Raw genomic sequence first — 13,474 nt, forward strand, 5'->3', positions numbered from 1 at the left:
AATGAGTCGGCTTTTTTTGTGCTAATCCAAATCAGAGCAAGCAAAAAAATTACAGTTACGCTTTTGCTCGCCACAGCCGCCACCACGGCAGGTAGGGTTGGTCGTGGTGCTCGTAGTGGTAGCCGAAAAAGTAGCAGCTCATAAACGCCCACAGGTGGTGCCGGAATTGGCTGCGCGAGCGGTGCGGGTTGTCGGGGGCGTGCTCGCCGCGGTGGGGCAGGTAGGTGCCGAAGAAAAATAGCTGCAAGGTGCCCAGCACGGCCGGTATCATCCAAAAGGCGATGACGTTGGCCTGCGGGAAAAACAGCTTGAGCACGTTATAGGTCACGGCCATCAGCAGCACCTGCCACCAGGTCACGTAGTTCCAGGCGAAGCGAACGAACCAAGGCAAAAAGCCCGGGTGGCGGCCGTTGTGAAAATCGGGGTCTTCATCGGTGCCCACGTGGCGGTGGTGGGCGTGGTGCTTAGCCAGCATACCGGGAAACCAGTTATAGGCAAACAGGCCAGCGGTGAGCGTGCCCAGCGCGTTGTTCAGGCGCTTGTTGGCGCTCACCACGCCGTGCATGGCGTCGTGCGCGGTGATGAAAAGGCCGGTATAAAGGTGCGTCTGCAGCAGCGCGAGCAGGTAGGGTGCGGGCGAGTGCCAGTCGGGCTGGTAGCGCGCCAGCAAAAAGCCCAGCAGCGCCGCCCACAACACCACAATCAGTCCCCCAATGGCTACGCCGGTGCGGCCGACGGGCGTGGGCGCAATACGCTTGGCTGGGATGGCTGCGATAAAATTCACGCCGAAATTATAGAGACGTTAGCCGGTCGCGAACCTGCTCCATCAGCCACATGGGCGTGCTGGTGGCGCCGCAAATGCCCACCGACTGGCCGGGTTGGAACCAAGCCGCATCAATCTCATTTACGTTTGAGATGAAGTGGGTTTGCGGGTTGGTTTCCTTGCACACTTGGTAAAGCACCTTACCGTTAGAGCTTTTGGTGCCCGATACGAACACAATCTGGTCGAACTGCGCGGCAAAGCGGCGCAAGTCTTTGTCGCGGTTGCTCACCTGCCGGCAGATGGTGTCGTTGGCGTTCACCTGGTAGCCCCGCGTTTCCAGCTCGTTCTTGATGTTGTAGAAGCTGTTGGTGCTCTTGGTGGTCTGGCTGTAGAGGGTGATGTTTTCGGGCAGCTCGTGGCGCAGCAGCTCGTCGAGGTTCTCGAACACCACGGCGTCGCCGCCGGTCTGGCCCAACAGGCCCAGCACCTCGGCGTGGCCGTGCTTGCCGTAGATGAAAATTTTCTCCTTGCGGTCGAAGCTGGCCTTGATGCGGTTTTGCAGCTTGAGCACCACCGGACAGCTGGCGTCGATGAGCGTCAGGTTGTTTTCCATGGCCATCTGGTAGGTGGCCGGTGGCTCGCCGTGGGCCCGAATGAGCACGGCCTCGTTGCGCAGCTCGGCCAGTCGCTCGTGGCAGATAATGCGCAGGCCGCGCGCCTCCAGGCGCTGCACCTCCTCGTCGTTGTGCACGATGTCGCCCAGGCAATAGAGGTAGCCCTGCTCGTCGAGCAGGTCCTCGGCCATTTGAATGGCGTAAATCACGCCAAAGCAAAAGCCGGAATTGGGGTCGATGCGGACGCTGAGGTGTAAGTGGGGCATACGTCAGGACTAACCGCGAAGCCACCGTTAAGGTTACGGAAGCCGGCAACGTTTTCGGGAAGTACCGAAAACTACGTCAGAACCGACCAAAACAGATTTTGGTTTACTCTGCCACGCGGTTCAGGCGCTCGGCCTCGGCTTCGCTCACGTGCCCGCGCCCCACCAGGAAGCCGCGCACCGTACGGAAGGCCTCGGCATCGAGCCCCGAGTTGGGGTGCGCCAGGGCGGCGTTGAGCAGCAGCTCTTTGTCTTCGTCCACGTGCTTGCTCAGGCCCAGGAAGGCCGGCAGGTTGCTTTCCACCGAGAAGCGCAGAAAGCGGATTTCGGGGTTGCGCGGGTCGATGCTCACGGCCTGCTCGAAGGTGCGGGCGGCGTCCTGCACGTAGGTCAGCTTATTGAACATGGACGCGTCGCGGGCCCGAATGGCTTCGGCGGCGCCTTTGTACGCCAGCACCAGGCCATCACGGTCCTTGTAATCGGCCAGCAGATTGTAGAACTTTTCTCCGGCGGCTTTGTCGGAAGCGGCTTGCTCGTAGTGGCGGCGCAGAATAGTGGGGTGGAAAGGCGACGAAGACACGATATCGAAATGAAGAAGTTGAGAGAGGGCAGCCGGGGCATGGGCCGGGGGTAAAACCCGCGCGCAGCCATCGAACGGCTCGGTTTTCGGCCGCAAATCAGCTGCCGAGGCCGATGACCAAATCACGGACAGTACCGCCAGAGAATAAATTTTGGAAACACGCATAGCAGCAAAATTACGGCTTACAATGGCAAACCGCCGGCTGCATACAAAAGCCGGGCCCAAAAGCTCGCCTTAGATGCGCGACAGCCGGTAGCGGAAATACGAACCTAGCAGCAACAGCAGCTTGGTGTTATCCGGTACGCGCACCCGCTCGCCGAGGATACGCGCCGCCGGCAGCTTTTTGATTTTATAGAAGAGCTTGAGGTAGTACACATACGCCAGATACACGCCCAGCTTGGCCGAGCGCGGCAGCTGCTGAATGCCCGCGTAGGCTGCCTCAAAATCGGCCTTGATGTCGGCCTCAATCTCGCTTTTGGTGGCGTCGTTGAAGCGCGAATACACCACGCCGGGAAAGTACACGCGCCCCCGGTCTTCGTAATCAGAACGGATGTCGCGCAGGAAATTCACTTTCTGAAACGCCGCCCCCAGCCGCCGGGCCGGCTCGCGGAGGCGCTCAAACAGCGCATCATCGCCGTCACAGAAAACGCGCAAACACATCAGCCCCACCACCTCGGCCGAGCCGTAGATGTACTCGTTGTACAGGTCGGCATGGTAGCTCTGGTCTTCCAAATCAAGCGCCATGCTGTGCAGAAACGCCTCGATGAACTCGCGGTCGATGTTGTAGCGCCGCACCACATGCTGAAAGGCGTGCAGCACGGGGTTGAAGCTCAGGCCGGCATCCAGGGCCTCGTAGGTCTGGCGTCGGAAGTCGGCCAGCAGGGCGGCCTTGTCATGCTCGTGAAAGGTATCTACAATTTCATCGGCCCAGCGCACGAACCCATACACGGCGTACACCGGCAGGTGCAGTCGCTCGTCAAGCGTGCGGATGCCCAGCGTGAACGAGGTGCTGTAGCGCCCCGTGATAAGCTTGCTGCACGCCAGGCTGGTGTCGGTAAAAAGTTGAACGTGGTCCATGTGGTGAATGAGTAAATGAGTAACTGAGTAAAGTGAGTGTCTGAGTAATTCCACCGAGATGGTGGCTCTTTACTCAGGTTCTCACTAGCTCACTTGCTCATTTCTTTAAGCACTTCGCCCGCCACCACCTGGCCCGAAATGAGCGAGGGCGGCACGCCCGGGCCGGGCACGGTGAGCTGGCCCGTGAAATACAAATTACTGACTTTTTTACTCTTCAGTGTAGGCTTCAGAATGGCAGTCTGTTTCAGGGTGTTGGCCAAGCCGTAGGCGTTGCCCTTGAAGCTGTGGTAGTCGGCAATGAAGTCGCGGTGGGCGTAGCTGCGCTTGAACACCACGTGCTCGCGGATGGCGTGGCCGCAGTGCTTTTCTAAGCGGTCCATCAGCAGGTCGTAGTACCGCTCGCGGGTGGCCTCGTCGTCGGCTAGGCCGGGGGCCACCGGTATGAGTAGAAACAGGTTTTCCTGGCCTGCGGGGGCCACGGTGGGGTCGGTTTTGCTGGGCACCGAGGCATAGTACAGTGGGCGCGTGGGCCACTGCGGCTGCTCGTAAATCTCGCGGGCGTGCTGGTTCAGGTCCTCGTCGAAGAAGAGGTTGTGGTGGCGCAGCTTATCCAGCTTACGGTTGACGCCGAGGTAGAACAGCAGGCTTGACGGGGCCATCACGCGAGAGTCCCAGTACTTGGCGTCGTAGTGCCGGTGCTCGGGCTTGAGTACTTGCTGCTCGATGTGATGGTAGTCGGCCCCGGCCACCACGGCATCAGCGGCGTGGAAGCCGCCGGCGGTGCGCACACCGGTACTGCGGCCGTTTTCTACCACGATTTCGGTCACTTCCTGGTTGTATTCGATGCGTACGCCCAACTCCTCGGCCAGGCGCACCATGCCTTCCACAATTTTGTGCATGCCGCCTTTGGGGTACCAGGTGCCCAGCGCCAGGTCGGCGTAGTTCATCAGCGAGTAAAGCGCGGGCGTGTTTTCCGAGGTGGCGCCGAGGAAGAGAATGGGAAATTCCACCAGTTCCAGCAGGCGCGGGTCTTTGAAGAAGCGGCGCACGTGCTTGTGCATGCTTTGCAGCACGTCCATGCGCACCATGTCCACCAGCAGCTTCGGGTCGGCAAACTCAAATACCGAGCGGCTCGGCGCATACACCAGCCGGTTGATGCCTACTTCGTACTTATAAGCGGCTTGCTTCAGAAACTCGTCGAGCCGGGCGGCGCTGCCGGGCTCGTAGCGCTCAAAGAGGGCGCGCAGCTCGCTCATTTTGGCCGGAATATCCACGGCCTCGGGCCCGCGAAAGATGACCTGATACGATGGGTCGAGGCGCACCAATTCGTAGTAATCGGCTACTTTTTTATTAAAGCGGGCGAAGTAGTTCTCAAACACGTCGGGCATCCAGTACCAGCTCGGGCCCATGTCGAAGGTGAAGCCCTGCGCCTGAAACACCCGCGCCCGGCCACCGGGCCCTTCGTTCTTTTCCAAAATGGTAACCTGCCAGCCGGCCTGTGCCAGAGTGCTCGCCGCGGCCAGCCCCGCAAAGCCCGCCCCAATAACAACTGCTCGCTTCGGCGAGCCTGCAAGCGTATTCGAGGCCGCGTGGATGGCGGCATTGGCAGCAGTAGTGACAGCGGTGACGGCGGAGGTGGCGGCAGGCGAGGACAAAAGCAGGAACAGACGAGGTTATAAAAAACGAAGTACGCGAAAAAAGAAGCCGCCGGCCCGGCGCCGCAAGTTGCAGCGGCAGGGCCGGCGGCCACCGCACCGGGGCGATGCGGGTTAATCTTCCGCCAAGTCGGAGCCGGTGCCGGCTCCTACCGGCGCGTACACCTGCAGGGCGGCTTTCAGGTCCTTGCGGGCAATGTGGATGCGGTTTTTAACGGTACCAATCGGGATTTGCAGCTTCTCGGCAATCTCCATGTACTTATAGCCGATGTAGTACATCATGAACGGCGTGCGGTAGTCGGAGCCGAGGCTGGAAATGGCCTCGTTGATGTCGCGCACCACAAAATCGGACGTGGCGCCGTTGTGAGTGATGTAGTTCTGGTCGGTGTTGAAATACTGAAAATACTCCGTCGAATCGATGTTGGAGCTGCGCTTAGTAATCTTATTGTAATTGTTGATGAAGGTGTTGCGCATGATGGTATACAACCACGCCTTCAGGTTGGTACCGGCCTTAAACTTGTCCTTGTTGAGCAGGGCCTTGAGGAGGGTTTCCTGCACTAAATCTTTGGCGTCGTCAGCGTCTCGCGTCAAGTTCATGGCGGCGGGCCGGAGCGTCAGCGAAATTTTCTGCACTTGCGAGGTGAATTCGAGCGAAGTCATGCTGTTTAGCTTTTCGTGACCGTTTGTTAAACAAATATACGAGCCCGCCGCAAATTCAGCCGGCTCCGGCCAAACTATTTCGCCCGGCACCCCGGCTTCGTTCAAGCCGGCGCGGCAAGGTACGCCCGGCCGCCGATTCGCTCCGGTGCTGTCCTGCCCGCTGTCGTTATCAAATAATGAAGCTTCGCGAGCAAGTACGAGCCGTTGCGCCTGCGCGGTTTGTTTTTAGGCCGCCACCGGTTCGGTGGCACTTTCGGCCACCAAGGCCAAAAAGTCCGTCATCAGCTCCGGCGACACGCAGTTTTTGGGCAGCTGCAGCCCCTCCTGCCGGGCCAGCTGGCCGTATATGACCACTAGTTTATCGGGGCAGCAGTCGGCCACGGCCTGCGCAAACTCCCCTACCCGGCTGCGCTCGGGCTGGGTGGTGAGCACCGTGGCCAGGGCATCGGGCTGGTAGGTTTGGCACACGGCCGCCAGCTCTTCCACGGGCATGTTTTGCCCTAAGTAGAGCGTGTGCTGGCCCCGGGCGCGCAGCACATAGTTCATGAAAAGCAGCGCCAGCTCGTGCAGCTCGTTGGCCGGCAAAAACAGCACCCAGCGCCGCGACGTGGCGGGCACGGTGGGCAGTGCATCCGTCGCGGCCAGGATTTTTTGCCGCAACAAATGCGCGAGCAGATGCTCCTGCGCCGGGTTCACGGTGCCGGCCAGCCACATCAGCCCGATGCGCTGCAACAGCGGATAGGCCACAAACAGCATCATTTTCTCGAAGCCGAGCCGGGCGCTGGCCTCGGTCAGGAGCTGGTTGAGGCGCTGTTCGTCGAAGCTGAGCATGGCGGCCAGCAAGCCGTTTACCTGCTGGTGATAGTCGTGCGCGTCGTTGCAGCAGGCCAGCACGGCGGCCTGAATTTCTTCGTCGCTGAGCTGCGCCACCTGCGAGATGCGGCGGCCGCGGGCGCAGAGCGTGGTCACGTTGAGGAGGCGGCGCAAGTCGCTCTCGCAGTAGGTGCGAATGTTGGTGGCCGTGCGCACCGGCCGCAACAGGCCATAGCGTTGCTCCCACATCCGAATGGTGTGCGCCTTGATGCCCGAAAGCTGCTCTAAGTCGCTGATGGAGAAGTGGCCCATGGTTGAGTGGGAATGAATAATAAAACGCTAAGCGTCGCTGCGTTCAACGGCGCTTACCGATTGGGCGCGTTTCGCGTTGCGGTTCCGGGCTTGCTGGCGGGCCAATTCGAGGTATTTTGGCGACACCCACAGCAGGCCAAATTCGGCCGAGCCGTCGCGGCCGGTGGTTTTGTGGTGGGTTTTGTGGGCCATATTGAGGGCCCGCAGGTAGGTGTTTTGCGACTTTTTCCAAAAGCGCAAACGGCCGTGAATCAGCACGTCGTGCACAAAGAAGTAAACCGTGCCGTAGGCGGCAATGCCCACGCCCACCCAAAACCACCAACGCCCACCGTTGTCGCCGGTGATGAACAAAGCGGCCGAGATGGCACCGTAAATCAGAAAAAACAGGTCGTTGCGCTCCACCGGGTGCGGGTGCCGCACGTGGTGTGAGCGGTGCAAAAACCACAACGGCCCGTGCTGCACAAACTTGTGCATAAACCACGCCCAGAATTCCATGAATCCGAAGGTGGCGAGGGTGATGCCAATGGCGGCCAGTGCTGTCATGCGAAAGTAACCCGAACGGGAAAGGGGTTGTTTGGAAACGACGCCGAAACGCCGCTTCACATCGGATTAATTCCGGTTGCAAAGCGGCGTTTCGGGGGTTGAAGCCACGAAGAAACGGATTTTTACTTACCAGCCAATCTTTTCCTTGCTCAGGAAGGCGGCGATGCCGCGGCGGCAGTCGTCGGAACCCCGGGCCTCGGCGTTGCGCTGGGCGGCGTAGCGAAGACCTTCTTCCAAGTCCATTTCGGGCAGGCGGGCCAGCATTTCTTTGGTCACCTCCATGCTTTGGGCCGAATTTTCGCGGCACAAGCGCTGGGCGTAGATGCGCACAGTTTCGGCCAGCTCGGCCTTGGGCACCATGAAGGTGATGAGGCCCATATCTAAAGCGGCCTGGGCTGCAATCACGTCGCCGCTAAGCAAGAGCTGCTTGGTGCGGGCCTCCCCTATTTTGCGCACCAGAAATACGCTCACAATGGCCGGCAGAAAGCCGATTTTCACCTCGGTGTAGCCAAACTTGGCCTCGGGCACGGCAAAGGTCAGGTCACAAATCGCGGCCAGGCCGCAGCCGCCCGCCAGCGCGTGGCCCTGCACCTCGCCAATAACGACCTTTTTGAGGGTATAAATCTGGTGAAATAGCTGCATCAGGTGCGTGGAGTCCTCCAGGTTATCGGTGTAGCCGAAGCCCTGCAGGTCCTGGATGTAGGCCAAATCGGCGCCGGCGCAGAAAACGTCGCCGGCGGCGCGTAGCACCACCACCTTGGCATTCTCGTCGTTTTCGGCAAATTCGAAGGCTTGCTTGAGCTCCGTTACCACGTCGGCGTTCAGGGCGTTGCGCTTGTCAGGCCGGTTGAGCGTGATGTAGCCGATGCGGTCCTGGGCTTCGTAGCGGATGTAGCGGAGGGCTTCGAGTTCGGGCGTGAGCAGGTTTTCCATGAGGGGCGGGGACGGCGCGGACGGATGGTTGTGACCAGGATGCTAATTGCGACGCAATGGTGGCATCCTCTCAGCAATAAACGGAAAAAAGTAGTTTTCGGTCGGCAGCGCTCAATTTATGCCACCCCCAAGCCGCTCAAATGGGCGGGCAACGAGGGCGAACCCCACCATTGCGCTAACTCGGTGCGCGAAGGCCTGGGGTTGCCTGCGTGCATTTACAACGGCGGCGCGCAGCGAAAAGCTCCCTGAGCCGTCACGTCCCAGGTGCGGAAGCCGTGGGCACGCAGGCTGGAATCCTGCCGGGCCACGTACCAGATTTTGCAGCTTGAGTCGAACACCACCCGGGCCTTTTTCCCAAATAGGGCAGCCACGGTTTCGGGCTTCACGCGGGCGTTGCGGCGCAACACCAGCACATCGACCGGCGCCGGCTGCGTGGCCGAAGAAATCCGGCCCGAAACGAAGCCTACACGCAGGCCGCGCCACTGCGTCAGCACCACCGGCCCGGTGCGAAAAAACGGATTTTCGGCTGCGCTATCGGCATCGGTGAGGCGCTGCACGGGCACGGTGGTGCCGCGCCAGCCCACGCTGTAGTGCGTGCGCCGGGCCGCTTTGCGGATGATGCCGGGCAGTAGGCGGTAGGTGCGTTCGGTTTCGTTGAGCGGAACTGAATCGGACGTGACAAACTCGGCGCTAGCGCCCTGCCAGAAACCCACCGCCGACCGGCGCGGAATGCTGTACACAATGAATTCCTCGGTGGGCGCCACAGCGCGGGCCTCGGCCACCCGGCTGCCGGCGTAGCAGAGCAGCAGCAGGGCCATGCCACGCAGCCAGCCCAGCTGCCGGGTGTTGAGCCAGGCCAGGAAGGTGCCGATTAGCCCGAAGATGAGCACCGTTTGCAGGGCCGAAACGTGGATTTCGCGCACCACCCAGCCGGAAAAGTAGCGGCTGATGAGGAAGATGTATTCGTTGAAAAGCCAGACCATTTTTTCAAAGAGCCAAGCCACTCCTTTGGGCGCCCACTCCAGATATTTGGCTAAGCTTGGAAACCACACGCACGGCCACGCCACGATGCCCTTCACCAACAGCAAAGCCAGCCCCACATACACGGCCGCGCTCGAAATGGGCACGGCCACCAGATTGGAAAACAGGAAGCTGAACGGAAACTGGTGGAAGTAATAAAGCCCCAGGGCAAACGTGGCCACCTGCGCCGCCAGCGACAGCGCTACCGCCTGCCACACCTTATCCAGGGCCACCCCGCTCCATTTCCAGGCCCACTGCACGGCCTTGCTTTGCCAGGGACGCTGCCGGGCGTAGAAATGACCTTCTACATCGAGCCAGCGGGCAATGCGCGGCTGAATGTAGACGATGCTCAGCACCGCCAGAAACGATAATTGGAAGCCCACATCGGCCACCAGAAACGGATTCCAGAGCAACAGGAAAAACGCTGCCACGGCCAGTGTGTTGAAGATGGAACTCTGCCGCCCCCAGGCCCGCCCAATGATGAGAAAGGTAAACATGACGGTGGCCCGCAGCACCGACGCCGACAACCCCGTCACAAACGCATAGCTCCAGATAACGGTAAGCCCCAGTAGCGCCGACCACAGGCGAAAACCGGGTACCCGGCCGAAAAAAAAATGTAATACCACCGTCAGGGCCGCAAACAGCAGCCCCACCTGCAAGCCGCTCACGGCCATGATATGCGAGGTGCCCGTGCTGCTGTAAGCCTGCTTCGTATCGGCATCCACATCGTCCTTGATGCCTAGCACCAGCGCTGACGCAATGGCATATTCGCGTTTGGTTTTGATGTAATCCTTAAAAACCCTGTCGAGTGTTTCAGCACACTTCATGCTCAACGCCACCAGAACATTTGGTGGGCTGAAACGCAACATTTTGTACTGGTCGGGGTGGATGTACTGCTGGTGGTACACCTGCCGGTACGCCAGGTATTGGCGGTAGTCGAACTCGCCGGGGTTCAGGGGGGGCTTGCTGGGGTCGGGGTGGCCGCGGATGAGCCAGACCTCGCCGTAGCGCGGCTGGGCAATGCCTGCCACCCGCGGCAGCGACACGCGCACGCCGCCCGTGGCGCGCCGCCACTGCCCCCCCACGCGCACCGATTGCACCCGCAGCGTGGTGGCGAAGGTGGCCGAACGTACTACGGTCGCCTCGTCTACCACGGCCTGGTAGCATTCCACTTTGTCGGCGAAGCGGAAAAGATGGTCGGCGCGGCGGCTCTCGGTAGCCCGCTGCGTGAGCGCGGCGCCGAATATCATGACCGCGAGCAAAGCGAGAATACCCGCCGCGTCGCTCGCCGCCGGTTTCCGTTGGCGGATAGCCCAGCCGATGGCTGCCACGGCGGCTACGGCCAGCCCCACCGCCACGGGCCACAATTCCGGCCAGGCCTCACCCAGATAGAGGTAGGCCACAATGCCAATAATCAGCGCGGGCGTGTAGCGAACGAACGGGAACGTGGCCCAGGTAATCATTAGCGGCAGAGGCAAAGGACATATTAGGCTGGCAATGTAGCGGTTTGCCTGCAAACCACCAGCTTCGCTTATGCTTCTACCGATTTAAACGCTCGCAGCCTTATTCCAGCACCATTTTGTAATGCTGAATGTCGGCTTCCACGAACATATCGCCCTCCGCTTTGAAGCCGTGACGGGCGTAAAACGGCACTGCCCGAAGCTGCGCGTTCAGGTACACCGGGGCATTGGGCAGTTCGGCCCGCACATCGGTCAGCACGGCGCGGAGCAGTACGGCTCCTATTTCCTGGTTGCGAAACTCCGGCAGCACGGCGAAACGCTCGAGTTTCACCCCGTTCTCGGTTTCGCGCCAGCGGGCGGCCCCGGCGGGCGTGCCATCGGTGGCGCGGGCCAGGTAGTGGCGGGCGTCGCGGCGGTCGTGCTCGTCAAACTCTAACTCCACGGGCACGCCCTGCTCCTGCTGAAATACTTTTTCGCGAATGGTGAAGGCGGCGTCGAGGTCGCGCAGGTCGGTGATGCGGTTGGCAGTGGCGGCGGCCATGTTAATGAAGATTAGTATGGTTAAAAACCTGTCATCCTGAGCGTAGCGAAGGACCTTGTCACGCTTGAACAAATTGCTCTAACGTGACAAGGGCCTTCGCTACGCTCAGGATGACAGATGGTTATTATAAATCTACAGTGCTTGCTCGTGGTTCACGGGCAGGTCAGTGTCATCGGCGGCCGGAGCATCAGCCAGCAGGCCCTGCTCGCGCAGACGGCGCTCGTGGCGCTCGTCGCGGCGCGAGGCACCGTTTTGCTGGGCCTGGCGGCGCTGCTCGTCCGAGTCGAACCGGTCGTAGGCCTGCACTATTTCCTTCACCAAGCGGTGGCGCACCACGTCCTCGGCCGTCATTTCTACGAAGCCGATACCGGGCACATCCTTCAATATATCAAGTGCCTGCATCAGGCCCGATTTCTGGCGGGTGGGGAGGTCAATCTGGCTGCGGTCGCCGTTCACCATCACCTTCGCGCTCGGCCCCATGCGGGTCAGGAACATCTTAATCTGCGAGGGCGTGGTGTTCTGGGCCTCGTCGAGCAGCACAAAGGCGTTGTTCAGGGTGCGGCCGCGCATGTAGGCCAACGGGGCAATTTCGATGATTTTGTTTTCCTGGTAGAATTTCAGCTTTTCGGCCGGAATCATGTCTTCCAGGGCGTCGTAAATCGGCCGCAGGTAGGGGTCAACCTTCTCCTTCATGTCGCCGGGCAGGAAACCCAGGCTTTCACCGGCCTCCACCACGGGACGCGAGATGATGATTTTCTTCACCTCCTTGTTTTTGAGCGCGCGCACGGCCAAGGCCACCGAAATGTAGGTTTTGCCGGTGCCGGCCGGGCCCAGGGTGAAGGTCAAATCGTGCGCCATGACGGCATCAATCAGCTTTTGCTGGTTGGGCGTTTTGGCTTTGATGACGCCGCCTTTGGCCCCGAAGAGCAGCACGTCGGGCGAGGCGGCCAGCACCCGGCCCTCGGCCTCCTCAGAGGTGGCAGAGAGGTATTGGTTCACCGTTTTGTCGGTAACGGCGCCGTATTGGTGGTAGTGCTCGATGAGCGACGACAATAAATCGTTGATGCGGGAAATAATTGCCGGCTGGCCCTGAATCTTGATTTCGTTGCCGCGGCTGATGATTTTAGAACCCGGGAAAGCGGCGGCTAACTGGCGGATATTCTGATTGTCGGGGCCGAGGAAATCGACCAGAGACATGTTTTCGAGGGTGATGATTTTTTCGACCAAGGGCGAGGAGTGGGAAAAGAATGGGAACGAGCAAGCAAAAAGAAACCGGCCTTTCAACCCAAACCGGCTACTTTTGCCCCGGTTTGGGCGGCCCGACAATACTACGAAAAACAACCGAACGCAGGCATGGGCTTGATTACATTGCTGACCGATTTTGGCTACCGCGACCACTACGTGGCGGCGCTAAAAGCGCGGCTGTTGCACCTGGCCCCGGCGGTTCCGGTCGTCGACATCAGCCACGGCGTCGAACCCTTTAACATCGCGCACGCCGTTCACGTTCTCCAAGCCGTGTTTCGGGACTTTCCCGTGGGCACGGTGCACGTCGTCGGCGTCGACGACCACGGCGCCGGTCCCGAACCGGGCTGGCAGGCCCTGCGCCACGAGGGCCACTACTTCCTGGCCGGCGACAACGGCATTCTGGCCCTGCTCACCAATGGCGCGCCCGAGGAACTGGTGGCCCTGCCGGCCGCCGTCACGGCCTCTCCCACCCGCGACGTGCTGCTGCCCGCCGCCGTGGCCCTGGCCCAAGGCGAGCCCCTGGCTTCGCTGGGCCCTGTGGTGCAGGATTTTCACCGCCTCAACAACCGGCAGCTGCGCATCCAGGACCACCGCGTGACGGGCCACGTGGCGCACGTGGACCACTACGGCAACTTGATTACCAACATCTCGCGCACGGCCGTGGATGCCGTGGGCCACGGCCGCAAATTCGCCGTGCACTTCGGGCGCGACGTGGTGCGCGAAGTGCATCCGCATTTCTCGGCCGCCCCTCCCGGCGAAGCTGTGGTGGTGTTCAATAGCCAGGATTGCCTGTGCCTGGGCATTTGCCAGGGCAACGCCTCGGAACTGCTGGGCCTGCATTTCGACTCGCAAGTGGACGTGCGGTTTCCGGTGGAGTAATTCAGTTGCCGTCTGTCATTGCGAGCGCAGCGCGGCAATCCTTCCTCTTCATTCGCGACCGGCTTTAAGTTGTGACAACGCCTTAGCCCCAGCAGAACCTCACGTGCTCCTTCCCC

13 protein-coding genes are annotated in these 13,474 nt (G+C 60.6%); 1 reads left to right on the forward strand and 12 read right to left on the reverse strand.

The genetic code is table 11. From position 1 onward, the window contains the following. Positions 1-55 precede the first annotated feature (55 nt). From MTP16_RS18120 to MTP16_RS18175, 12 genes are all read right to left on the reverse strand, one after another. Positions 56-775: a fatty acid desaturase gene (locus MTP16_RS18120; protein ID WP_243520082.1), complete on the reverse strand. Its 720-nt coding sequence runs from the start codon at positions 773-775 to the stop codon at positions 56-58. Positions 776-791: 16 nt separating this feature from the next. Beyond that, positions 792-1,643 carry a 4-hydroxy-3-methylbut-2-enyl diphosphate reductase gene (locus MTP16_RS18125; protein WP_243512596.1) on the reverse strand — a complete coding sequence of 284 codons (852 nt, stop codon included), beginning with the start codon at positions 1,641-1,643 and terminating at the stop codon, positions 792-794. A 103-nt stretch (positions 1,644-1,746) separates the two neighbouring features. Further along, the gene (locus tag MTP16_RS18130) at positions 1,747-2,220 is read right to left on the reverse strand and encodes a hypothetical protein (RefSeq protein WP_243512598.1); all 474 of its coding nucleotides are present in this window, start codon (positions 2,218-2,220) and stop codon (positions 1,747-1,749) included. 234 nt (positions 2,221-2,454) lie between these two features. Beyond that, positions 2,455-3,297, reverse strand: coding sequence for a phytoene/squalene synthase family protein (locus MTP16_RS18135; protein WP_243512600.1), 843 nt, complete (start codon positions 3,295-3,297; stop codon positions 2,455-2,457). A gap of 89 nt (positions 3,298-3,386) precedes the next feature. Next, on the reverse strand, positions 3,387-4,892 hold the full coding sequence (locus tag MTP16_RS18140) for a phytoene desaturase family protein (protein ID WP_243520084.1): 1,506 nt from the start codon (positions 4,890-4,892) through the stop codon (positions 3,387-3,389). A 174-nt stretch (positions 4,893-5,066) separates the two neighbouring features. Then, positions 5,067-5,612: a sigma-70 family RNA polymerase sigma factor gene (locus tag MTP16_RS18145; RefSeq protein ID WP_243512603.1), complete on the reverse strand. Its 546-nt coding sequence runs from the start codon at positions 5,610-5,612 to the stop codon at positions 5,067-5,069. Positions 5,613-5,837: 225 nt separating this feature from the next. Then, complete coding sequence (locus MTP16_RS18150; RefSeq protein ID WP_243512606.1) at positions 5,838-6,737, reverse strand: MerR family transcriptional regulator; 900 nt, start codon at positions 6,735-6,737, stop codon at positions 5,838-5,840. Positions 6,738-6,764: 27 nt separating this feature from the next. After that, positions 6,765-7,280 (reverse strand): sterol desaturase family protein, encoded by a 516-nt coding sequence (locus MTP16_RS18155; RefSeq protein WP_243512609.1) that lies wholly within the window; start codon positions 7,278-7,280, stop codon positions 6,765-6,767. 126 nt (positions 7,281-7,406) lie between these two features. Beyond that, entirely contained in the window at positions 7,407-8,213 is an 807-nt protein-coding gene (locus MTP16_RS18160; protein ID WP_243512612.1) for an enoyl-CoA hydratase/isomerase family protein, read from the reverse strand. 215 nt (positions 8,214-8,428) lie between these two features. Continuing rightward, positions 8,429-10,696 carry a ComEC/Rec2 family competence protein gene (locus tag MTP16_RS18165; RefSeq protein WP_243512615.1) on the reverse strand — a complete coding sequence of 756 codons (2,268 nt, stop codon included), beginning with the start codon at positions 10,694-10,696 and terminating at the stop codon, positions 8,429-8,431. 100 nt (positions 10,697-10,796) lie between these two features. Further along, entirely contained in the window at positions 10,797-11,234 is a 438-nt protein-coding gene (locus MTP16_RS18170) for a GNAT family N-acetyltransferase (protein WP_243512617.1), read from the reverse strand. Between the two features lie 132 nt (positions 11,235-11,366). Next, positions 11,367-12,461: a PhoH family protein gene (locus MTP16_RS18175; protein WP_243512619.1), complete on the reverse strand. Its 1,095-nt coding sequence runs from the start codon at positions 12,459-12,461 to the stop codon at positions 11,367-11,369. Between the two features lie 126 nt (positions 12,462-12,587). On the opposite strand from MTP16_RS18175, the gene MTP16_RS18180 reads away from it, so the two are divergent. Then, entirely contained in the window at positions 12,588-13,358 is a 771-nt protein-coding gene (locus MTP16_RS18180) for an SAM hydrolase/SAM-dependent halogenase family protein (RefSeq protein WP_243512621.1), read from the forward strand. The last annotated feature ends 116 nt before the right edge of the window (positions 13,359-13,474 follow it).

The organism is Hymenobacter monticola, assembly GCF_022811645.1.
Lineage (GTDB): Bacteria > Bacteroidota > Bacteroidia > Cytophagales > Hymenobacteraceae > Hymenobacter > Hymenobacter monticola.